The following is a 21,522-nucleotide window of genomic DNA, read 5'->3' on the forward strand; positions in this document are numbered from 1 at the left end:
CAGGCCGCCGACCCCGCGCCACCAAGACCCGGGTCTGGAGACGCCAAGACCCGGGTCTCGGCGAACCAAGACCCGGGTCTCGACGGAGAACTCAGAAGCCCAGTTCGCGGCCGATGAGCTCCTTCATGATCTCGTTGGAGCCAGCCCAGATCTTCGTGACGCGGGCGTCGCGCCAGGCGCGGGCCACGCGGTACTCGTTCATGAAGCCGTAGCCACCGTGGATCTGGACGCAGGCGTCGAGGACCTCGGACTGGGCCTGCGAGGACCACCACTTGGCCTTGGCGGCCTCGACCGCGGTGAGCTCGCCCTTGTCGTGCGCCTCGATGCACTTGTCCATGTAGGCCTCGCACACCTCGATCTGCGTGACCAGCTCGGCCATCAGGAACTTGAGGTGCTGGAACTTGCCGATCGACTGGCCGAAGGCCTGGCGCTCGTGGGCGTACTGCACGGTCTCCTGCAGGATCTGCTTGGCGTGCGCCGTGTTGGCGATCGCACAGGCGATGCGCTCCTGCGGGAGCTTCTGCATCATGTGGATGAAGCCCTTGTTGAGCTCACCGATCATCTCGGCGTCGGTGACGCGGACGTTCTCGAAGAAGAGCTCCGAGGTGTCCGACTCCTCCATGCCGACCTTGTCGAGCTTGCGGCCGCGGGAGAAGCCCTCCTTGGTCGCCTCGATGGCGAAGAGGGTGATGCCCTTCGGGCCGAGCTCCGGAGCGGTGCGGACCGCGGCGATCACGATGTCGCAGGAGTAGCCGTTGGTGATGAAGGTCTTGGAGCCGTTGATGACCCACTCGTCACCATCGCGGACCGCGGTGGTCTTGAGCGCGGCGAGGTCGGAGCCACCGCCCGGCTCGGTCATGCCGATGGCGAGGACGATCTCACCCGACGCGACTCCCGGGAGCCAGCGCTCCTTCTGCTCGGGGGTGCCGAGCTCGTTGATGTACGGCGCGGTGATGTCGGAGTTGATGCCGACGCAGGTCGGGAGGGCAGCGTTGACCTTGGCGAGCTCCTCCGCGAGGACGGCGTTGTAGCGGAAGTCGCCGGCGCCGCCGTACTCCTCGTCGAGGGCGAGGCCGAGGAAGCCGTTCTCGCCGGCCTTCAGCCAGAACTCACGCGGCAGCGCCTTGTCGGCGATGTACTGCTCGCCGTTGGGGATGACGTCCCGCTCGAGCCAGGTGCGGACTGCCCCACGGAAGTCCTCGTGGTCCTGGGTGTAGATGGTGCGCTTCATGGGTCACTCCGCTTTCTTCTTGTTCGCTGCCGCGAGGTCATACACCTCGGCGGGGTCAGGAGTCTGGATGGAGACGGGCTCGTCGTAGTCGCTGAACGTGTAGGCGGTGTCGCTGCCGGCCTGCGTCAGCCGTACGACCCGGTGGGGGGCCTCGGTGGAGACCCACATCGTGCTGGTCACGCCCCCCTGGTCGGCGGTGAGCGCGACCGCGTCGACGCCGGCGATCTCGCGCTCCTCGCCCTTGGTCGCGAGCGTGCGGTCGCCGGACGTCACCTGCGGGAGGAAGGTGGCGAAGTCGCACTGGAACATGAGGTAGCCAGCGCTCCGCGGCGTCTTCACCCAGCGGCCGTCCCAGGCCTTCAGCGCCTGCTCGACCCGCGCGCGGTCGGCCTCGGTCGACGCCTGCCCCTTCCAGTACGCCGCGTCGCCGCGCACGTAGGAACCGGAGGCGTCCTCGATGACCTGCGCCTCGCCACCCGTGGCGGGCTCGACCGTGCCCACACACGTGCCGTCGTCAGCCAGGCTGAGGTGGAAGGTCTCGCCCTCGCTGACACCGTCGATGGTGACCGACCGTACGCCCTTCATGTCCGACCGCACGGCTTCGCTGATCTGCGCGGCGGTCTGCTTGCCGAAGGCGCTCGTGGGCGTGCGAGGCTCCTCGTCGCCACCACACCCCGACGCCGTGAGCGCGCCGAGCAGCAGTGCCGACAGGGCGGTCACGCGCAGGGAGCGGCTCATCGTTGTTACCTCCGGGTACGGGTTGTCTCCGCAGAATCTAACGACCCGGCGAGCCGCCGCTGCAATCCGCTCGCCCGGTGAGCCCGCCTCCCGAGCGCGGCCCGCAGCGCCTCCTCGCCCCCGATGAGACGCACGACACCCCGCGCACGGGTCACCGCGGTGTAGAGGAGCTCGCGCGTGAGCAGCCGCGAGTCGGCATCGGGCAGCAGCACCGTGACCTCGCGGGCCTGGCTGCCCTGGCTCTTGTGGATCGTCATCGCGTGCACCGTCTCGACGTCCGCGAGGCGCCCGGGAGCGAGCTCGACCGGACCACCGGCTCCAGCCACGACCGCACGCGGCCGCCCGTCTGCGCCACGCACGACGACCCCGGTGTCTCCGTTGTAGAGCCCCAGCCCCGGGTCGTTACGGGTGATGAGGAGCGGGCGGCCGGCGTACATCCGGTCGAAGAGGTCGGTCGCCCCCGGCTCGGCCTCGCGGAGCCAGAGCTCGACGCGTGAGTTCCACCAGCGGACGGTGTCGCGGTGGGCGCTCAGCATGCGGTGCTCGTCGAGCGCGGCGAGCGCGGCGGCGGACGCACCCGCGAGGGCCGCCTGGCGTACGGCGATCGCGGCGGGCAGCGCGGCAGCCCGGACCGCCTCGGCCACGGCAGCGGGGTCGTCCGTCTCGACCCAGCGCACGTCGTCGTGACCCGCCCGCAGGACCGCGATCGCGGCGTCGGCGTCACCGGCCCGGATCGCCTGGGCGAGCTCGCCGATCGTCGCGCCGAAGCGGTGGACCGTGCCGAGCTCCACCACGGGTGATGCCGACCGTCCGCGGAAGCCCGCGACCAGGTCGTCGAGCACCGCACCCGCCTCGACGGAGGCGAGCTGGTCGGGGTCGCCGACGAGCACCAGGCGGGCGTCGGGGCGCACCGCCTCGAGCAGCCGGGCCATCATCGTCAGCGACACCATGGAGGTCTCGTCCACGATCACCAGGTCGTGCGGGAGCCGGTTGGAGCGGTCGTGTCGGAAGCGCGTCTGGTTGTCCCGACGGAACCCGAGCAGCCGATGGAGCGTCGTCGCCCGGAGCCCCTGGAGCCGGGCCGCGTCCGCGGCTGGAAGGTCGGTCGCCGCGGCCAGCACCTGCTCCTGGAGCCGGGCGGCCGCCTTGCCGGTCGGCGCTGCCAGCGCGATCCGCGCATCGGGGCCCAGTTGCTCGGTCAGTACGGCGAGGATGCGGGTCACGGTCGTCGTCTTGCCCGTGCCGGGACCTCCGGTCAGGACCGTGGTCCAGCGCGTGGCCGCACCGGCGCAGGCGACGCGCTGCTCGGCGTACGTCGGGTCGGGGTAGAGCCGCCCAAGGGCAGCGTCGAGTCGCTCCGCGTCGACGTCAGGGGCCGGGCGGCCGGAGCGCGCGACAAGGTCGCCGGCGACCTGCTGCTCCTGCGCGCGGTAGCGGTCGAGGTAGACCAGCCCGTGCTCGACGGCGACCGCGCCCGACGCGACCACCCTGCTCCCGGTCAGGGCGTCGCGCCACTCGTCGACATCGGGCCAGGGCAGCTCGGGTGCGAGCTCGGGGACCTCCTCGAGCGCGAGGCAGACCGAGCCGTGACGCACCGCGCGGACCGCGAGCGCCACCGCCAGCGCGCTGCGCGGGTCGACGTCACCGGCGATCGCACACAGCCGGCGTGCGACGTGGACGTCGGCCGCCTCGAGCACCCCCGCCACGTTGTACGCCGCGAGGTCGCCGCCGGCGCCCAGTGCACGCCGGACGTCCCACGGGTCGTCGGACTCCCAGAGGCCGGTCGTCATCGGGCACCCCCTTCTGCCGAGCCGTCCCTCGAGCCGTCGAGCAGGTCGGAGACAGCCTCGACCAGAGGGACCGGGGGCTGCCAGGCGAAGACGCCGTAGGGGCGGTCGCCGTCGCGCGGGGTCGCGGGACCGGCCATGCCGCGCAGGTAGAGGTAGAGCACGCCGCCGAGGTGGCGCTCCGGGTCGTAGCCGGGCAGCCGCCAGCGCAGGTAGCGGTGGAGGACCACGACGTACAGCAGGGCCTGGAGCGGGTAGTCGGAGTGGCCCATCGCGGCGTCGAGCGCCTCGGGCCGGTAGTCATCGATGCGCAGGTCGTGGCCGGGCTGGCCGAGCCAGTTGGTCTTGTAGTCGACGGTGAGGAAGCGCGGACCGCTCTCCGTGGTGACGCGCAGGACGACGTCGATCGAGCCGGTGAGGTAGCCCCGGAGCGACTGCCCACCCAGCGCGGGATCGGCGAGCGCCGCTGTGTAGGAGCGGACCGGGTCACCCTCGGGCAGGTGCTTCTCGAGCAGGGGGACGAGGTCGCCCAGGAGAGGGCTGCTGGTCCCGGCTGCCTCGACCGGGGCGAGGTCGCCGCCGGCGAGCGGGACCTCGAAGTCGAGCTCGCAGAGCCGGTCACCCCGGCCGAGCTGGCGCAGGGTGAGATCGCCCGCGAGGGGACCGAGCGGGGAGTCGCAGACCGCGACGAGGGCGTCGGCGAGCTGCTCCCGATCGAGGGTGACCGGCCACCAGGTCAGCTGCTCGTCGATCTGGTGGAGCAGCTCGGCGCGGAGGTCGCCGTCGACGTCCGGTGCCGCCGGGTCGGCGTGCTCGAGGACGGCGTGGACGAGCGAGCCGAATGTCGCGCCCATCGGCAGCGTCGCCATTGGCACCTCGATCTCGATCGAGCCCGTCCGGGCACCTTGCCCTGCATCTGCGGGAGCGGCGTCCGACGCGAGGAGCGCGGGCTCGTCCTCGCGCGGCATGAGCTCCGGCTCGCTCAGCCCGCCGCCGACTGCCCCCGTGGCGCCATACCCCGGCGTGGGGTCGACGGCGGTGAGCGCGGAGTACGACGTACGCCGCCAGGCCGTGTCGATCGACCGGTCGAAGGTCCGCACCGCGAGGGACGCGTGGTCGGTCGGGAGCGGCTCGGGCGGGACGCTGGCCCAGACGGCTGGCTCCCAGCGCGGGCCGCCGTTGGCGGCGTACCAGTCGAGCTTGGCGAGGAGCGTCTCGGTGCTCTCCACCGGGTGGGAGTCGGGGACGGCGGCGGTGCCCGGGCGCCGACCGAGCAACACGCGGTGGAGGGCGGAGGTGGGGGCGTTGCGCGGGGCGGGGGCGTACCACGCGACGACCTGCGACTGGGCGCGCGTGAGCGCGACGTAGAGCAGCCGGAGCGCTTCACCGGCCTCCTCCGCGAGGTGGAGGGCGGCGTGCGTCGACCACGTCGGGCCGGGCCCGCCGACGTTGCGGCAGCGGGCGCCGTCGGGGCCGTGGAAGAGCGCCACGGCGGGGTCGCGCGGCCAGCGGTCCCACAGCGAGGGGAGGTAGACGACGGGGTACTGCAGGCCCTTCGAGCCGTGGATCGTCACCAGCTGCACGGCGGCCGCATCGGAGTCGAGACGCCGGGTCCGCTCGCCGGACGTGTCGGGGCGCCCCGCCTGGACCTCGGCGATCTGGTCGCGGAGCCAGCCGGCGAGCGCGACCAGGCCCAGCCGCTCCTCGGCGGCGACCTTGTGGAGCACCTGGCCGATGTGGCGCAGGTCGGTGAGGAGCCGCTCGCCGCCGGTGCAGCGCAGCAACCGGGCGACGAGCCCGCCGGTGACCGCCGCCTCCATCACGGCCGCGATGCCGCGGGTCGTGGCCAGCTCCGACCAGGTGCGGACCGTCTCGGCGACGTCGTCGGTCAGCGCGTCGCCGCCCTCGGCGAGGTCGGCCGCGGTGTGCCCGAGGAACGACGTCAGCGCCGCCGACCGCACGCGCCCGGGCCGGTGCGGCTGCTCCAGCGCCTCGACGAGGCCCAGCCACTCCCGCGCCGCCGGCGTCGAGAAGACGCTGCCGTTGCCCGCGACCACCGAAGGTACGCCGAGCTCCGCCAGCGCCGCCTGGATCGCGGCCAGGTCGCTGTGCTTGTGGGCGAGCACGGCGACGTCGGCCGGCTCGAGCGGCCGGCCCTCGAAGGTCGCACCCGAGGTGAGCAGCCGCTTGATGTCGTGGGCGACGTCGGGCCACAGGTGCTCGCGGATCGCGGCGACCGCGGGCGCGCGGCGTTCGCTCATGCCCAGCTCCTGGGCGCGGAGCACCCGCAGGCGGAAGGGAGCCCCGGTATCCTCCAGCCGCGACCCCTGGTGGTGGGCCGACACGTCGTGGACGACGATCCGGTCGTCGCCGAGCGCCGCCCCCCGCAGCACCACCTGGAGCGCGTCGAGCAGGTCGGAGTCGGAGCGCCAGTTGATCCCGAGCGTGGCCTGCGCCTGCGCGGTCTCGGCCGCCGCGAGGTAGGTCGCGACGTCGCCGCCGCGGAAGGCGTAGATCGCCTGCTTCGGGTCACCGATGAGGACCATCGTCGCGTGGCCGGAGAAGGCGCGGTCGAAGACCTGCCACTGCACCGGGTCGGTGTCCTGGAACTCGTCGACCAGCACCACCTTCCAGCGGCCCCGCATCCGCTGTGCAGCAGGTGAGTCGGGCTCGGCCAGCGCGTCAGCCAGCTGCCCCAGCAGGTCGTCGTAGCCGAGCAGCCCCAGCCGTCGCTTGCGGCGCTCGAACTCCCCGCGCACCGCCTGCGCGAAGGCGACGCGCACTGCGGGTGTCGACCCCTCCGCAGCGTCGGCCGGCTCCAGCCGCGCCCGCGGGTCGACGACCGCTGCGCGGCCGAGCGCCAGCGCCTCCTTGCGGGAGAACGGCGGCTGCTTCTGGGCGTCGGTGTCCGCTCCGGCGTACGCGCGGAGGTAGAGGTCGTCGACGACCTCGACGAGCAGGTCGTCGAGGTCCTCGACCAGCTGCGCGCCGGCGTCGGAGTCACCCGCGACACCGAGCCCGCGGAGCACCTGCTGGCAGAACTGGTGGATCGTCGCGATCGTCGCAACGTCGAAGTCGGCGAGCGCCTGGCGCAGCCGCCGTGCCCGCAGCGCGATCTCGGCCGGCGGGGCGTCGAGGAGGAGATCGACCAGCTCGTCCTCGCCCGGGACGACCGCTGCCGGCGCAGCCAGCGCCCGCTCGGCACAGACCAGCTGCGCGCGCACCCGCTCGCGGAGCTCCTGGCTCGCGGCCCGGCCGAACGTCACCACGAGCATCTGCTCGAGCAACGCCTCGCCTTCGGCCACGAAGCGCGTCACGAGCGCCGCGATCGTCCAGGTCTTGCCGGTGCCGGCGCTGGCCTCGAGCAGGGTCGTGCCCGACGGCAACAGACCGCGGATGTCGAACCTTCCGCTGTCTCCGGAGATCGAGCGTGTCGGGTTCACAGCGACCTCACCAGCTCGGCGCCGGTGACGAGCGGACCCCACAGCCGCCAGGCGTACTGCCCGAGCCGGTGGCGCTCCTCGTCGTCCCAGCGCTCGTCCGGGCGCGGCGCCCCCGCGAGCACGTCGTACGCCGCGTGGGCACCGAACGCGCGCACGTGCCAGGCGTCGGCGTCCTCGCCGGGGATGCCGAGGTCGTTGAAGGGGTCGGTGACCCACACCTTCGCGGCGCGCTCGTCGGGGTGCGCGTCGGCCCCGCGGCGGAGCCGGGCGGCCTCCTCGGCGTAGGCGAGGGTGGTCTTCGGCGGGATCGGCAGGGGCTCGGACTGGCCGCGGAGCCAGACGTCGACCACCTCGGTGAGCCACTGCGTGGCGCGGTCGTCGAGGGGGCCGGCGAGCGCGCGCTGGGCTCCCGAGCGCTGCTTGCCGAGGGCGTGGGAGCGCCACATCTGGTCGGGGTGGGCGACCGAGATCGCGAGCAGGTCGAGCCAGGCGGCGAACCGCTGCTTCGCGCCGAGGCTGGAGTAGGTGACCGTCACGATGTCGGGGCCGAAGACATCGGTGACGGTGCCGGTCAGGCGGACGTCGCGCCCGGCGACCCGGAGGGCGATGTCGACGTCGACCGCACGGGGCGTGCCCTGCCGCAGGTGCATCGCCTGGGTGACGAGGGGCTGCACGGCCTTGACCACGGTGGCCAGCTCGCGCTGCCCGAGGGCGCCCGGGGGCAGGAGGCCGCGCAGGAGCTCGGCGGTCATGCCGTCGCCGGGGCTCATCCCGGCGAGCACGTCGCGCACCAGGCGGTCGCCAACCGCCCAGCGCTCGAGCGGACCGAGCTCGATCGGCACGGCATCGGAGAGCGGATCGGCCTCGAGCGGCGCTGCGAGGCCGAGGCGGTCGCGCAGGAATCCGCGGACCGGGTGGGCGAAGAAGGCCTTGAGGTCGGCCAGCGCGAGCTCCAGCGGCTCGCCCTCGGGGGCCGGCAGGAGACCGGTGAGCGGGTCCGGGCAGAGCACGCCCACCTGCTCGCGCGTGCCCCGCGATGCCTCGGCGCCGACGAGCGCGGCGGCGTCGAAGCTGAACGGCCGCGCGGGCACCAGCGCACCGGGACGGAGGTTCTTCTCGTCGAACGGCTGGAGCGGGTGGTGGACATGGAGGTCGGTGACGTCGTCGGCCGTGGTCAGCGCGACGGCTTCGAGGAGCTCGCCGAGCGGCACCGCCGGTGGCCGGGGTGCTCCGGTGTGCTCTCCTGCACCGGTGTAGGTGACGACCAGCGTCTCGCGCGCGGCGAGGATGGCGTCGAGCAGCAGCTGGCGGTCCTCGGCACGGACGTCGCGCTCGCCGGTGACCGGCCGGCGGGCCAGCACGTCGTCGCCGTCGGCGATGGTCTGCCGCGGGAAGACGCCGTCGTCGAGCCCGAGCAGCGCGACCACCCGGTGCGGCACCGAGCGCATCGGCACCATCGTGCAGACCGTGAGCGTGCCGGTGCGGAAGCTGGCGCGCGTCGGGCGCCCACCGAGGCGCTGCTTGAGCAGCGTGCGGACGTCGGCGAGGCCCAGCGCAGTCGCCACAGAGCCGTCATCGAGGCGGCCGATCTCCCGCTCGAACTCGGCCTGCTGCCACGGCTCCTCGGCCCGCGCGAGTGCGTTGACGCCGTCGCGGAGGACCCGCGCCCACGCGTCGACACCGCGGGCCGCCCCGGCACGCGCGACGAACGCGTGGACCCGGTCGAGCAGCTCGGTGAACCGGCCGGCGAGGTCGACGTCGCCCGACCCGATGTCGTCGAGCGGCAGGACCGCTCCCACGTGCCGATGCGCGTCACCGGCGACGGCAACGCCGAGCAGCACCCGGTCGAGACCGGCAGCCCAGGTGTTGGCACCGAGGTCGAGGCCGTAGCGGCCCCGGTGACCGGCGTCGAAGCCCCACCGCACGCCCGACTCCGCGATCCAGCCGCGGACCCGGTCGATCTCGTCGTCGTCGAACCCGAACCGGAGGCGCACCGGAGCCGCGCCAGCCAGGTCGAGCACCTCCGTCGCGGTGAGCCGGCCACCCGCCAGCTCGACGAGGGTCGCCGCGAGGCCGAGCAGCGGGTTGGTCGAGGAGAGTGCGCGGTCGGCGAGCCGGACCCGCAGCCGGTGACCGGGGTGCCCGTCGGCCCCGCCCGCGTCTGCCTTCGCGGAGCGGGCGGGGAGCGCAGCGACCGACGCCATGCCGAACGCCGCCGCGATGAGCGGCGCGTAGGCCTCCACGTCGGGGCACATCACCAGGATGTCGCGCGGCTCGAGCGTCGGGTCGTCGGCGAGCAGGCCGACCAGCACCTCCCGCAGCACGTCGACCTGCCGCGCCGCGCCGTGACAGGCATGCACCTGGACCGACCGGTCCTCCGCCTCGCGCGTGCGGGCAGCCCGGAGCGCGTCGTCGGGCACCGTGTCGTGGCGCAGGTCGTGCTGGAGCCAGCCGAGCACCGTGCCTCCGCTCGAACCCGCACCTGTGGTCACGCGAACCTGCGCTTGTGGTCGTGCGGACTCCGACGCGGTGACCGGCAGGTCCGTCGACTCCACCGCCGCCAGCGTCCGCTGCAGCTCGCGGGCGTCACGCCCGAGGGAGGCGAGCAGCGGGTGCTCGACGAGGAGCGCCGACTCGTCGCGGTCGCGCGGCACCGGGCCGGCGGCGACGGCCGGCGCGAGCCGCTCCCACGCAGCGGCCGAGGCCTGCGGCAGCCAGAGATGGACGTCGCGGTGTGCGGCGAGCGCGGAGATCAGGTCGCGCTCGGTCGACGGGATGCGGGTGTGGCCGAAGAGGGAGAGCCGGGACGGCAGGTCGAGGGGACGACCGGGCCAGTCGACGTCGCCCTCGCGGAGCGCCTCGACGATGCGCGCGTGGCGCTCGTCGGGAGCCGGGCCGCCCACCCGCTCACAGAGCCGGCGCCAGAGCTCGGGCTGCCAGCCGAGGTCGTCGGCAAGCGGTGCCCCGAGGCCGTCCTCGTCACGCCCCTCCCTCCAGGCGGCGACGAGCGGCGGCCGCTGCACGGCGTACGCGCTGAAGAGGCCGGCGAGGCGGCGGGCGACGGCGTAGCGCCGGTTGCGGCGCAGGTCGTCGGGCTGACCCGTGAGGCCCAGGTGGTCCGCGAGCACACGGCACCACGGCTCGCCGGCGGCCGCGTCGATCACCTCGAGCAGCGGCCAGACCAGCCGGTCGGGGTCCCACGGGTCGTCGCGCTCGCGGCCCAGGAGCATCGAGACCAGCGACCGCGGGCTGGCGAAGTCGACGCCCGCGCAGACCCCGTCGCCGCCACGCTCCCCCGTGCCGAGTCGGTGCGCGAGCCGCTGCGTCAGCCACCGCTCCACGCCACGCGCGGGCACGACGACCAGCTCGCGGGCGAACGGATCCGCGAGCGGCGAGCCGCCCAGCAGGTCCGCCAGCCCGTCGGCGAGCAGGTCGGTGCGCTCTGCGCGGTGGAGGTACAGCGTCACGGCGACAGGATGTCAGGCGGCGCCGACAGGTGCGCGGGGCCGGCGACACGGCCCCGGGAAATGAAGTGACCCCGCGGCGTCTCGGGTCACCGCGGGGTCAGGAGAATCTTGACCCCTCCGAGCCCGCATTGTCGCCCCCTTCTCCCCAATCTCCTCCGGACGGGCCATCCGCATGGCCCGAACGGACTACATCCATCCACGGGGCGCCGACGAGACTCCCCGCAGGCACGGGCCGAATGCACTCGCGCCACTCGGGGCACTGGAGAGGCGTCCTCAGGAAAGGAGACGCCCATGTACATCGGACTCGGAATCATCCTGCTCGTGCTGGGGCTCGTGTTCGTGCTCGACGTCATCCAGGTCGACCTGTCGTTCGTCGACGACAGCGCCCTCGGCTGGATCCTCGTCATCGCCGGCGTGCTGGCGATCGTGCTGTCGCTCGTCGTCGCCCCGCCGTGGCGCCGTGGTGAGACCTACTACGACGGCCCCGCGCGCTGACGCGCATGCACTGACCGTCCCGACGGCCGCGCACCCCGGGTGCGCGGCCGTCGTACGCCGGATGCCCCCGGTGGCGGCGCTGGCCGCCTGCGTTAGTCTCCTTGTTGCAAGTGATTCGCAACAAGGAGGGGTGGACGGATGCACGTCCCTGACGGATTCCTCGACGCGTCGACGTCGCTCGCGACGGGAGCGGTCGCCGTGGCCGGCGTGGCTCTCGCGCTGCGCGGCGCGCGCAAGGAGCTCGACGAGCGCACCGCCCCCCTGGCCGGCCTCGTGGCCGCCTTCGTCTTCGCGACGCAGATGATCAACTTCCCGGTCGGCGCCGGCACGAGCGGACACCTTCTCGGCGGCGCCCTCGCGGCCGCACTCGTCGGCCCCTGGACCGGCGTGCTGGTGATGAGCGTCGTGCTCCTCGTCCAGGCGCTGCTCTTCGCCGACGGCGGCCTCACCGCACTCGGCACCAACATCACGCTCATGGGCATCGTCGGCGTCGGCGTCGGCTGGGCCGTCATCGTGCTCGTCCGCGCGCTGCTCCCCCGCCACCCGGCGTCGGTGGTGCCGGCCGCCGCCCTCGGCGCGGCCCTGTCGGTGCCCGCTGCCGCGGCGGTCTTCACCGGCCTCTTCGCGATCGGTGGCGTCGCCGACGTCTCGCTCGGCGCGGTCCTTGCCGCAATGCTCGGCTGGCACACCGTCATCGGCATCGGCGAAGCGGTCATCACCGCGCTCGTGATCAGCTCGGTGGTCGCCACCCGGCCCGACCTGGTCCACGCCGCCCGCCCGCTGATCGCCGAGCGCGCCCTCGAGATCCGCACGCCGGAGGCAGTCGCGTGATCCGCAACCGCACGTTCTACGCCGTCCTGCTCGTCGCCGCGCTGCTGGTCGCCGGCGTCCTCAGCTACTACGCCTCCGGGTCGCCCGACGGTCTGGAGTACGTCGCCGGCGAGACCGGCTTCCTGGGCTCGGCGCAGGAGCACGCCAGCGCCGACGGTCCCCTCGCCGACTACGGCGTCCGCGGCATCGACGACAGCCGTCTCTCCGGTGGCCTGGCCGGAGTCATCGGCGTCGTGGTCTGCCTCGCACTCGGGCTGGCGCTGACCTGGCTGGTGCGCCGCCGCTCCACGCCGGACGCCTGAGATGGACGCCTGACGTGGGCGCCGGCCACGGCCAGGCGATGCACGTGCACGGCCACTCGCCGGTGCACCGCGCACCCGCGCACCTGAAGATCCTCACCCTGTTCGGCTTCATGCTGCTGGTCGTTGCGACGCCGGGCCACTGGTATCCGGCGTACGGCGTCTGGCTGGCGCTGGTGCTCACCGTGGTGGCCGTCGCTCGCGTGCCGTTGACCTGGCTCCTGCCGCGGATGCTGGTCGAGGTGCCGTTCGTCGTGTTCGCCGTGCTGATGCCGTTCATCGCGCACGGTCCGCAGGTGGAGGTGCTCGGGGTCGCTGTCAGCCAGAGCGGTCTCCTCGCTGCGTGGACGCTGCTCGCCAAGGGCACGCTCGGCGTGATCGCCGGCCTCACGCTCGCCGCCACGACCTCCCCGCCCGAGCTGGTCGGCGGCCTCGAGCGGCTCCGGCTCCCCTCGGCCCTGGTCCAGATCGCGGCGTTCATGATCCGCTACCTCGAGGTGGTCGCCGACGACCTGCGCCGGCAGAACATCGCCCTCGCCTCCCGCGGCTTCGTCGCGCGCGACCCGCGGCACTGGCCGGTGCTCGCGAAGTCGGTGGGCGCACTCTTCATCCGCTCCTACGAGCGCGGCGAGCGGGTCCACCTGGCGATGGTCTCCCGCGGCTACGACGGCAGGATGCCCTCGTGAGCACTCCCGTCCTCGACGTACGCGGTCTGGCCTTCGCCTACCCCGACGGCCACCAGGCGCTCTTCGGCGTCGACCTCCACGTCCACCAGGGCGAGCGGGTCGCCCTGCTCGGCCCCAACGGCGCGGGCAAGACCACGCTGGTGCACCACCTCAACGGCATCCTCACCGGAGGCGCGGGATCGGTCGCGGTCTCCGGGCTCCCGGTCACGAAGAAGAACCTCAAGGAGATCCGGAGGCGGGTCGGCGTCGTCTTCCAGGACCCCGACGACCAGCTCTTCATGCCGACCGTGCGCGAGGACGTCGCCTTCGGCCCGAAGAACCTCGGCCTGCGGGGTGCGGAGCTCGACTCCGTGGTCATGGACGCCCTGGCCCGCGTCGGCATGGAGGCGTACGCCGATCGCCCGCCGCACCATCTCTCCTTCGGCCAGCGGCGCCGCGTCGCGGTGGCCACGGTCCTGGCGATGTCGCCGGAGATCCTGGTGCTCGACGAGCCCTCGTCGAACCTCGACCCCGCCTCCCGCCGCGAGCTCGCCGAGATCCTCGTGTCTCTCGACATCACGCTGCTGATGGTCACCCACGACCTGCCTTACGCGCTCCAGCTCTGCGAGCGGTCGATCGTGCTGTCGGACGGCGTGGTCGCGGCTGACGGCCCGACGTACGACGTGCTGACGGACGAGGCGCTGATGCGGGCCCACCGCCTCGAGCTGCCCTTCGGCTTCGACCCTGCTGCGACCCGGAGCTGACGCATCGGTGGTCCACGTGTCCTCCATCCGGAGGGGGTCGTGACCACCCGAACGGGCGTCGCGGTGCACCCTGCCGGTCGATGCGCGCGACGCCCCGGCGCCCGTACGGTCAGGAGATGACCGGACGAGTGGAGGTGGGTGGCATGGACGAGAACGACGCGAGCCCCGTGCTGCCGCCGGACGCGGCGCTGGCCATGCTCATGCGCAAGGAGCTGCTCCGGCTCGCTGCCGCCGAGGAGGAGCTGGCCGTCACCGAGGCCGCCCGTACGCCGTACTGGGAGGCGTGCCCCGAGAGCGTCACCGCCCATCGGGTCGCCGCTCGGGTCCTGCGCGAGGACGCCGACAGGTTCCTGGTGAGCAACGCGTTGCTGCGCACCGCCTCCTGAGTCGTCCGGCCCACGGGCGACGAATGTCTACCTGTTGACAGGGCTTAACCTGTGCGCGTGGCCGAGGAGACGAGCAACCGCAGGAGCATCGCCCGCGACGGCGACCTGATCCCGCTGAGGGTAGCCACCAGGACCTGGTTCGCGATCTCCTTGCAGACCTTCGGTGGCCCCGCGGGGCAGATCGCCGTGATGCAGCACAAGCTCGTCGACGAGAAGCGCTGGATCGGCCAGCAGCGCTTCCTCCACGCGCTCAACTACTGCATGCTCCTGCCGGGCCCTGAGGCTCAGCAGCTCGCGATCTACATCGGCTGGCTCCTCAACGGCTACGCCGGCGGCCTCATCGCGGGCATCCTCTTCGTGCTCCCCGGCGTGGTCGCGCTCCTCGCCCTCTCCGCGCTGTACGTCGGCGCCGGCTCGACCACCCTGGTGACGGGACTCTTCGCCGGCCTGGCTCCCGCGGTCATCGCGATCGTGGTCCATGCCGTGCAGCGGGTGGGCAAGAAGGCGTTGCACCATCCGGCGCTGGTCGCGCTGGCGGTGGCGTCGTTCCTCGCGCTCACCGTCTTCAAGGTGCCGTTCCCGGTGGTGATCGCGGTCGCGGCCGCGCTGGGCTGGCTGCTGAGCCGCCGGATCCCGGCGATCCTCACGGCACCGTCACACCGCTCCGCAGACGGTCCGGCGCCGCTCATCAGCGATGACGCGCTGCACCACGAGGCGCCCTCGCTCGGGCGCAACGGCAAGATCCTCGCGCTGGGCCTGGTGCTCTGGTTCGCGCCCGTCGTTCTCGCCGCGATCGTCTTCTCGCGCAACAGCGTCTTCGTCGACCAGAGCCTCTTCTTCTCCGGCGCAGCCGTCGTGACCTTCGGCGGTGCGTACGCCGTGCTCTCCTACGTCGCCCACCAGGCGGTCAACGTCTTCGGCTGGCTGAAGGCCGGCGAGATGGTCCGCGGCCTCGCGCTCGCGGAGACCACCCCCGGTCCGCTGATCATGGTCGTGCAGTTCGTGGCCTTCGTCGGTGCCTACCGCAACCCGGGCTCGCTGGACCCGTGGGTCGCGGCGGTGCTCGCGTCGTTCCTCGTCACCTGGGTGACCTTCGTGCCCTGCTTCCTCTTCATCTTCCTGGGCGCGCCGTACGTCGAGCGGCTCCGCAGCAACCACCACCTCTCGGCCGCCCTCACCGGCATCACCGCGGCGGTCGTCGGCGTGATCGCGAACCTGGCGGTCTTCTTCGCCCTGCACAACCTCTTCGACCAGGTCGTCGCCCACCGCTGGGGCCCGGTCCACCTGGACCTGCCGGTGCTGGCGTCGTGGAACCCGACAGCGTGGGCGATCACCGCCATCGCGATGGTGCTGATCTTCCGCATCGGGTGGTCGACCATGCGGGTCCTCGGCGTCTGTGCCGTCCTCGGCCTGGTCGCGACGCTGGTGTCGCGCCTCCTCTGAGGCGTGGTCCTCGCGCCGTAGCCTTGCCCCGTGGCCGACCTGACCGAACCCTGTCCCAACTGCGACACGCTGATGCGGTGGGAGACATCCCACGAACGCTGCGACGGCTGCGGCTACATCCGCCCGTGCTGCGAGGGCGCTCCCTGCGGCTGAGGCCGCGACCTCATCCCGGCGGTGAGCAGGCGGCACCGTCCCAGTCGGAGGTGCTCAGGGCGGGGCCGCCCTCCGGCGCCTCGAGGACCTGCTCGGGCGAGGTGCTCCCGAGCGGGGACGTGAGGTCGTACAGAAGGCGGTCGAACGCGACGCGGAGGTCCGGCTGGGCGAAGCCACCGCGAGCCGCGTCGTCGACGAGCCGCTCCGCGAGCACCCTGACCCGGACGTTCCTGTTCGAGGACCACCAGCCCAGCAGCGCGAACGCCTGGTCCGCGCTGAGGGCGTAGACCAGCATCAGCATCCCCTTGGCCTGCTCGATCGTGTCGCGACCGTCGAGGGCTGCCGAGAGTGCGGCCTGCACCGCCTCTTCCCTGCTCTGCTGCAGCACGTCGGTGACGTCGACGACGAAGCCCTCTGCAGCAAGTGCCTCCCCACGGCCCGGCTTCGAGTGGGCCACCAGTAGCAGGTGGCGTTCCGGGGTGGCGCGCGTCCGATAGAAGACGCTGTAGCGATCAGGCACGACCATGGAGTCCAGGAGGGTGACCAGCCTCGGCTGGTCGTCTGCATGGATCAGATCGAGGAGCGCCTCGGTGCGCGGCGCCTGCCGGCCCGGGTTCACGCCATGGAGATCGAACATGACGACGTCCCAGTCCCAGGTGCCGGACGACCAGCGGTACTGGAACCGGCCGACGGGCCGAGGGGCGTCGGACGCAGCTGTGAGGGACATTCCACCCGCCGAAAGACGGCCGACCGACCCCCGGTGGTGCTGTGTCTTCAGCACAGTCTCGGACGTCGCGGCTTGCACGGGTGGCCCTTGCTTCTTGAGCCAGAGTGATTATGGCACGCCGGCATGGGTCGGGTCGTACCCCTCCCCCGCCCCTCGCGCGACGTCAGCGGTGATTCGCTGTGCCCGTCCGCGACCCGTGGAATGATCAGGCTGGCTCGAGAAGCGGGGCCGTCTCTGGGCGATGCCATCCATCGTCACTGGAGGGAGAGTGATCATCGATGTCCGTCGACGTTCCCCGGTTCGGGAGCTCCGAGGCTTTTCAGGAGCTCGCCCGGACCGCCTATCGCGCTGACACCTACCCCGAGGTGTACCAGCAGCTCTGTCGCTCTGCCGTCGAGCTGGTTCCGGGCTGCGACCACGCGTGCATCGTGACGGTGCGGGGCGGCTCTCGCCCCGAGCTGCAGGCGACGACCGACGAGGTCGCGGCGCTCATCGACCGTCTCGAGTGGGAGACCGGCGAAGGCCCGTGCATGGACGCCATTCGCACCCAGCGGTTCGAGTGGGACGCCGACATCAGCCACGAGCCGACGTGGCCCAAGCTCGCCGAACGGGCCCTGCGCGAGACACCTGTGCGCGGGATGATCGGCTTCCGGGTCATCGTCGGCGATCGCAAGGCGGGCGCCCTCAACCTCTTCTCCGACACCGCTGGCGCGTTCACCGCCGAGTCCGCGGACATGGCCGCGATCCTGGGCTCCTTCGCCTCCGTGGCCGTTGCCGCGGCGGGCCAGAAGGAAGAGGCCAGGACCCTGCGCGACGGCCTCGCCAGCAACCGCGAGATCGGCAAGGCCGTCGGAATCCTGATGGCCACGCACTCGGTGGACGACGAGGAGGCGCTCGCCATGCTGCGCCGCGTGTCGAGCACCCTGAACAAGCGGCTGGCCCACGTCGCGAGCACGCTCGTCGACCAGCACAACGCGCAGGCGGCGCCCTCCAACTGAGCGTCAGCGGCGGCCGGTGTCAGCACCGGCCGCCGCTGCTGCCGGGGTCAGCCGGTGATGTCGCGACCGAGGATCTGGCGCGCGATGACCCACTTCTGGATCTCGTTGGTCCCCTCGTAGATCTCCCCGATCTTGGAGTCGCGATAGAGCGCCTCGACGGGGCCCGGCGTGCCATCGGCTGCCAGCTCGCGCGCGAAGCCGAATCCGCCGAACGCCTGGACCGCGTCGCGAGCGATGTCGACGGAGAGGCGGGTGCCGTAGAGCTTGGCCATCGCCGCCTCGGGCTCGGGGAACGGGTTGCCCGCATCGAGGCGGAGCGCGGCCTTGAGGTAGAGGTTGCGCGCGTTCTCGATCTCGGTCGCCCGGTCGGCGAGGAGGAACTGCCAGTGCTGGTTGGCGCCCACCTTGCGGCCGAACGCCTCGCGGGTGGAGACCTGCTCGACGATCAGGTCGAAGGCGCGCTGGGCCATGCCGACGCCGGCCGCGGCGATGCCGATGCGGCCGAAGGTGAGGGTCTGCAGCGCCTGGCGCAGACCGTTGCCCTCGACGCCGCCGAGGAGCTCGGCTCCCTCGACCCGCACGTCCTGGAAGTGGACGTCAGCCGTGAGCTGGCCGCGGTTGCCCATCTTGCGGTCCGGGGTGCCGACGGTGACGCCCGGGAGCGAGGTGTCGACGATGAACATCGACATCCGCTCGCCGGTCTTCGCCAGCACGACGATCTCGCCCGCGACCGGGGAGTTGGAGATCCAGCGCTTGTGGCCGTTGAGGATCCAGCCGTCGCCGTCAGGCACGGCCTCGGTCTTGAGCGCCTCGATGGAGAGGTCGGTCGACGCGTCGGGCTCGGTCGTCGCGAAAGCACCCACGATCTCGCCCGTCACGATCTTCGTCAGCCACTTCTGCTTCTGCGCATCGGTGCCCTGGTTGAGCGCGTTGCCCGACAGGATGCAGTGGACGTCGAAGACCGCGCCGATGCTGCTCGAGTGGTAGGCGAGCTCCTCGATGGTCGCCGCCGTCGCCGTGGCGGGGTGCTCCAGACCGTGGCCGCCCACCTCGCTGCCGAAGCCGACGCCGAAGAGGCCCTCCGCGGCGAGGGCGTCGAAGACCTCGCGGGGGAAGCCGTCGACCTGCTCGTCGCCGTTCGCGATCTTCGCCGCGGCGGGCGCGACGATCCGGTCGGCAACCTCCCGCGCACGCAGGCGAGCCTCGACGACCTCCTGTGGTGAGAGCAGGTCGTGGTAGAGCACGTCGTACTGCCGCTTCACGTTCATCGCGCTACTTCTCCTCGCTGGCCGACCATGCGTGGCCGGTGGACGTCTTCACGATCCGGCTCGCGTGAGCCGGGGTCTGGTCGGGCGATCCTGTCAGTCCCACGACGGAGGCACATCTGAGACAGGCCGCTGTGTCGGACAGCACGAAGGCATGGACGCCCGAGCCACCTCTCGCCTAGCGTCGCCATCAGCCATTCAAGAAAGTGACCAAGGAGAGCCATGCGCGAGTTCCGAGCCGCGGTCGAGGCGAACGACCACGAGGCGATGGAGGCGCTCCTGGCCGACAACGTCCGGTTCACCAGCCCGGTCGCCTTCAAGCCGTACGACGGCAAGGCGATCACCGCAGCCATCCTGCGCGGGGTCACCCGGGTCTTCGAGGGGTTCCACTACGTCCGGGAGTTCAGCAGCGAGGACGGCCGCGACCACGCCCTGATCTTCAAGGCGACCGTCGACGGCAAGGAGATCAACGGCTGCGACTTCCTCCACCTCGACGATGACGGCCTGATCGACGACTTCATGGTGATGGTCCGGCCGCTCTCCGCGGCGACTGCCCTCTCGCAGGCGATGGCAGCCCAGTTCCCGCAGATCGCTGCAGAGGCGACCGAGGCGCTCCAGGCCTGAGGCACCCGCACCTTCCGACAACGCAAGAGCCCCTCGCACCATTGGCGGGAGGGGCTCTTCGTGTCTTGCGCGCCTGTAGGGATTCGAACCCCAAACCTTCTGATCCGTAGGCGTTGCTGACCTGTATGGATCCGTCTCGGGACGTCTCTCTGAGCGGGATCGAGCGTTGTCGAGGGCTCAATCCGTTCGAGTTCATTCGAGGCCGTTGCTACCTGAATCGCTACACGTCTCGCGTGGCAACGTGATCCTCCTAAGTGATGCTTCTATTAGGAGGATGACTTAGGAGGACCCAACACGCGATCGCGCACGCGTCGTCATCCTAAGAAATCCGGCTATCATCCTAAGTGGACGTCGCCTTAGGAGGACTGCATGACCGCAGCCGAACAGCTGGTGGCCGAGCTCCGTAAGTTCGGCGCGGAGGCCACGTCCGTCGAGGCCAAGCAAGCGGCCGGCGGTCTCCCGCGAAGCGTCCGAGAGACACTCTCCGCGTTCTCGAACACTCCCGGCGGCGGAACCATCATCCTCGGCGTCCACGAATCAGCCGGCTTCGCAGTGACTGGTCTGGATGACCCGTCCAAGATCATGGCCGACTTGGCCACGATGTGTCGGGAGGAAATGTCCCCTCCACTCGTGCCGCAGCTCGAAATCGCGGAAGTCGAGGGCCGCGCCGTCGTCGTCGCTGACATCGCCGAGCTGCCCAAGAGCCAGAAGCCTTGCTACATCAAAGCGGTTGGCAAGGAACGAGGGAGCTACATCCGCATCGGCGAAAGCGATCGGCGACTGACCTCCGAGGAGGTGCAGCAGATCGTCGCGGACCGCGGTCAGCCTCAGTTCGACCACGAAGTCGTGCTCGAGGCTAGCGTCGACGACCTCGATGCCGGCGCGCTTGCCTCCTTCGTGGCTCGATGCCGCGGAAACAACCCCAGGATCTTCGCCGACGAGCCCGCAGACGTGATTCTCCGCATGACCAAGGTCGTGTCCAAAGGATCCGACGGACTCGAGCACCCGACCGTTGCAGGGCTCTTGGCACTCGGTCGGTATCCACAGCAGTTCTTCCCTCAGCTCAACGTGACGTTCGTTCATTACCCCACCACCTCTGGCGAGAGCACCAAGGGCGGGGTCCGCTTCCTCGACAACGTCAGCCTTGCCGGCTCTATCCCCGTCATGGCAGCTGACGCCCTGGCAGTCATCCGGCGGAACATGAGCCGGCGGGCAATGATCACGGGCGAGGGCCGGCGTGACATGTGGGAGTACCCGCCCGAGGCCCTCCGGGAAGCCGTCGTCAACGCACTCGTCCACCGTGATCTCAGCCCTGGGTCGAGAGGCATTCAGGTCCAGATCGAGATGTATCCAGACCGCCTCCGCATCATGAACCCGGGCGGCCTATTCGGCGCCGTGGACATCGAGCGCCTCGGCGAGGAGGGCCGATCCTCCGCACGAAACAGCCTGCTCATGAAGCTCCTCGAGGACGTCGAAGTACCCGATGAGGATCGAACCGTCTGCGAGAACCGCGGCTCCGGAATCCGCGCCATGCTCGCCGCATTGCGGCACGCGGGCATGAGCCCCCCGCGCTTCAAGGACACCACAACGGCCTTCGAGGTGCTGCTTCCGAACCACACCCTCCTCGACGACGAAACCGTCGCTTGGTTGCAGTTGCTTGGCCTGGAAGGACTTCGGGACACGCAGTCAACGGCCTTGGCACTGATGCGGCGAGGCGACGTATTGGACAATGCGAGCTACCGCGCAGCCACTGGAATCACCGACAGCCGAGTCGCGACATTTGAGTTGCAGGATCTGGTTGCCCGGGAGTTGGTGACTCAGACCGGAACCCATAGCGGCGCGAGGTACACGCTGTCGGAATACGCAGCGAACATACACAGCGGGAGCCGGCGCGCGCGGCCGAATCGACGTCGGCAGGTCCTGGACCTCCTCGGCCTACACACGGAGCTCTCGAAGGCCGAGATCAGTGAACTCTTGTCACTGAATCCGAAGACGGCCGAACATTGGCTCAGGACGCTCAAGGCCGAGGGAAGCGTGGAGCCGACCGAACCGGGTCGTGGAAGCAAGCACACCAAGTACCGGTTGAGTGCGAAGGCGCTGCAGTCATCTCTCTTCGAGGATTCAGAGGACTGACCCGCATGGCCGCGGGGTGCGCGGAGGGACCGGGCGCCAGCCCGCATGCCCGGAGCGCGGGGCCCCGCGGCGC

At 71.5% G+C, this 21,522-nt stretch carries 17 protein-coding genes; 10 read left to right on the plus strand and 7 right to left on the minus strand.

The genetic code is table 11. The features are described 5' to 3' along the window. Nucleotides 1-91 precede the first annotated feature (91 nt). Genes VLF38_RS05805 through recC form a run of 5 tightly spaced genes read right to left on the minus strand, consistent with a single transcriptional unit; the run spans nucleotide 92 to nucleotide 10,666 of the window. On the minus strand, nucleotides 92-1,231 hold the full coding sequence (locus VLF38_RS05805) for an acyl-CoA dehydrogenase family protein (protein WP_325270337.1): 1,140 nt from the start codon (nucleotides 1,229-1,231) through the stop codon (nucleotides 92-94). 3 nt (nucleotides 1,232-1,234) lie between these two features. After that, nucleotides 1,235-1,969, minus strand: coding sequence for a hypothetical protein (locus VLF38_RS05810; protein ID WP_325270338.1), 735 nt, complete (start codon nucleotides 1,967-1,969; stop codon nucleotides 1,235-1,237). A 5-nt stretch (nucleotides 1,970-1,974) separates the two neighbouring features. Further along, nucleotides 1,975-3,759 carry an exodeoxyribonuclease V subunit alpha gene (recD, locus tag VLF38_RS05815; RefSeq protein WP_325270339.1) on the minus strand — a complete coding sequence of 595 codons (1,785 nt, stop codon included), beginning with the start codon at nucleotides 3,757-3,759 and terminating at the stop codon, nucleotides 1,975-1,977. After that, entirely contained in the window at nucleotides 3,756-7,199 is a 3,444-nt protein-coding gene (locus tag VLF38_RS05820) for a UvrD-helicase domain-containing protein (RefSeq protein WP_325270340.1), read from the minus strand. Before VLF38_RS05820 ends, recD begins: the two co-directional genes overlap by 4 nt. Further along, complete coding sequence (gene recC, locus VLF38_RS05825) at nucleotides 7,196-10,666, minus strand: exodeoxyribonuclease V subunit gamma (protein ID WP_325270341.1); 3,471 nt, start codon at nucleotides 10,664-10,666, stop codon at nucleotides 7,196-7,198. Before recC ends, VLF38_RS05820 begins: the two co-directional genes overlap by 4 nt. 291 nt (nucleotides 10,667-10,957) lie before the next feature. On the opposite strand from recC, the gene VLF38_RS05830 reads away from it, so the two are divergent. The 7 genes from VLF38_RS05830 (at nucleotide 10,958) to chrA (ending at nucleotide 15,549) form a co-directional block, all read left to right on the plus strand. Next, nucleotides 10,958-11,161, plus strand: a complete 204-nt coding sequence (locus VLF38_RS05830) for a DUF6458 family protein (RefSeq protein WP_325270342.1) — start codon at nucleotides 10,958-10,960, stop codon at nucleotides 11,159-11,161. Nucleotides 11,162-11,299: 138 nt separating this feature from the next. After that, the gene (locus VLF38_RS05835) at nucleotides 11,300-11,992 is read left to right on the plus strand and encodes an energy-coupling factor ABC transporter permease (protein ID WP_325270343.1); all 693 of its coding nucleotides are present in this window, start codon (nucleotides 11,300-11,302) and stop codon (nucleotides 11,990-11,992) included. Continuing rightward, entirely contained in the window at nucleotides 11,989-12,294 is a 306-nt protein-coding gene (locus VLF38_RS05840) for a PDGLE domain-containing protein (RefSeq protein WP_325270344.1), read from the plus strand. Before VLF38_RS05835 ends, VLF38_RS05840 begins: the two co-directional genes overlap by 4 nt. Nucleotides 12,295-12,308: 14 nt before the next feature. Continuing rightward, nucleotides 12,309-12,977 carry a cobalt ECF transporter T component CbiQ gene (cbiQ, locus tag VLF38_RS05845; protein ID WP_325270345.1) on the plus strand — a complete coding sequence of 223 codons (669 nt, stop codon included), beginning with the start codon at nucleotides 12,309-12,311 and terminating at the stop codon, nucleotides 12,975-12,977. Beyond that, nucleotides 12,974-13,720: an ABC transporter ATP-binding protein gene (locus VLF38_RS05850; protein ID WP_325270346.1), complete on the plus strand. Its 747-nt coding sequence runs from the start codon at nucleotides 12,974-12,976 to the stop codon at nucleotides 13,718-13,720. Before cbiQ ends, VLF38_RS05850 begins: the two co-directional genes overlap by 4 nt. A 116-nt stretch (nucleotides 13,721-13,836) precedes the next feature. Then, entirely contained in the window at nucleotides 13,837-14,106 is a 270-nt protein-coding gene (locus tag VLF38_RS05855) for a hypothetical protein (RefSeq protein WP_325270347.1), read from the plus strand. Between the two features lie 57 nt (nucleotides 14,107-14,163). Continuing rightward, a complete protein-coding gene (gene chrA / locus VLF38_RS05860) occupies nucleotides 14,164-15,549 on the plus strand; it encodes a chromate efflux transporter (protein ID WP_325270348.1) in 1,386 nt (461 codons plus the stop codon). 163 nt (nucleotides 15,550-15,712) lie between these two features. Here the strand turns inward: chrA and VLF38_RS05865 are convergent, their stop codons facing one another. Continuing rightward, nucleotides 15,713-16,429 carry an ANTAR domain-containing protein gene (locus VLF38_RS05865; RefSeq protein ID WP_325270349.1) on the minus strand — a complete coding sequence of 239 codons (717 nt, stop codon included), beginning with the start codon at nucleotides 16,427-16,429 and terminating at the stop codon, nucleotides 15,713-15,715. A gap of 278 nt (nucleotides 16,430-16,707) precedes the next feature. Between VLF38_RS05865 and VLF38_RS05870 the strand changes: the two genes are divergently transcribed. Continuing rightward, a complete protein-coding gene (locus VLF38_RS05870) occupies nucleotides 16,708-17,427 on the plus strand; it encodes a GAF and ANTAR domain-containing protein (RefSeq protein ID WP_325270350.1) in 720 nt (239 codons plus the stop codon). Between the two features lie 47 nt (nucleotides 17,428-17,474). Here VLF38_RS05870 and VLF38_RS05875 read toward each other — a convergent pair whose 3' ends face one another. After that, a complete protein-coding gene (locus tag VLF38_RS05875) occupies nucleotides 17,475-18,695 on the minus strand; it encodes an acyl-CoA dehydrogenase family protein (RefSeq protein WP_325270351.1) in 1,221 nt (406 codons plus the stop codon). A 219-nt stretch (nucleotides 18,696-18,914) separates the two neighbouring features. On the opposite strand from VLF38_RS05875, the gene VLF38_RS05880 reads away from it, so the two are divergent. Then, complete coding sequence (locus VLF38_RS05880; RefSeq protein ID WP_325270352.1) at nucleotides 18,915-19,316, plus strand: nuclear transport factor 2 family protein; 402 nt, start codon at nucleotides 18,915-18,917, stop codon at nucleotides 19,314-19,316. A 369-nt stretch (nucleotides 19,317-19,685) separates the two neighbouring features. Further along, nucleotides 19,686-21,449 carry an ATP-binding protein gene (locus tag VLF38_RS05885; protein ID WP_325270353.1) on the plus strand — a complete coding sequence of 588 codons (1,764 nt, stop codon included), beginning with the start codon at nucleotides 19,686-19,688 and terminating at the stop codon, nucleotides 21,447-21,449. Nucleotides 21,450-21,522: the final 73 nt, after the last annotated feature.

This window comes from Nocardioides sp. (assembly GCF_035481145.1).
Lineage (GTDB): Bacteria > Actinomycetota > Actinomycetes > Propionibacteriales > Nocardioidaceae > Nocardioides.

Coding starts and splice junctions, on each gene's coding strand:
- VLF38_RS05805 (WP_325270337.1), bottom strand. CDS start 1,231: ATGAAGCGCACCATCTACACCCAGGACCACGAGGACTTCCGTGGGGCA.
- VLF38_RS05810 (WP_325270338.1), bottom strand. CDS start 1,969: ATGAGCCGCTCCCTGCGCGTGACCGCCCTGTCGGCACTGCTGCTCGGC.
- recD (WP_325270339.1), bottom strand. CDS start 3,759: ATGACGACCGGCCTCTGGGAGTCCGACGACCCGTGGGACGTCCGGCGT.
- VLF38_RS05830 (WP_325270342.1), top strand. CDS start 10,958: ATGTACATCGGACTCGGAATCATCCTGCTCGTGCTGGGGCTCGTGTTC.
- VLF38_RS05835 (WP_325270343.1), top strand. CDS start 11,300: ATGCACGTCCCTGACGGATTCCTCGACGCGTCGACGTCGCTCGCGACG.
- VLF38_RS05855 (WP_325270347.1), top strand. CDS start 13,837: ATGACCGGACGAGTGGAGGTGGGTGGCATGGACGAGAACGACGCGAGC.
- VLF38_RS05865 (WP_325270349.1), bottom strand. CDS start 16,429: ATGTCCCTCACAGCTGCGTCCGACGCCCCTCGGCCCGTCGGCCGGTTC.
- VLF38_RS05870 (WP_325270350.1), top strand. CDS start 16,708: ATGTCCGTCGACGTTCCCCGGTTCGGGAGCTCCGAGGCTTTTCAGGAG.
- VLF38_RS05875 (WP_325270351.1), bottom strand. CDS start 18,695: ATGAACGTGAAGCGGCAGTACGACGTGCTCTACCACGACCTGCTCTCA.
- VLF38_RS05880 (WP_325270352.1), top strand. CDS start 18,915: ATGCGCGAGTTCCGAGCCGCGGTCGAGGCGAACGACCACGAGGCGATG.
- VLF38_RS05885 (WP_325270353.1), top strand. CDS start 19,686: ATGACCGCAGCCGAACAGCTGGTGGCCGAGCTCCGTAAGTTCGGCGCG.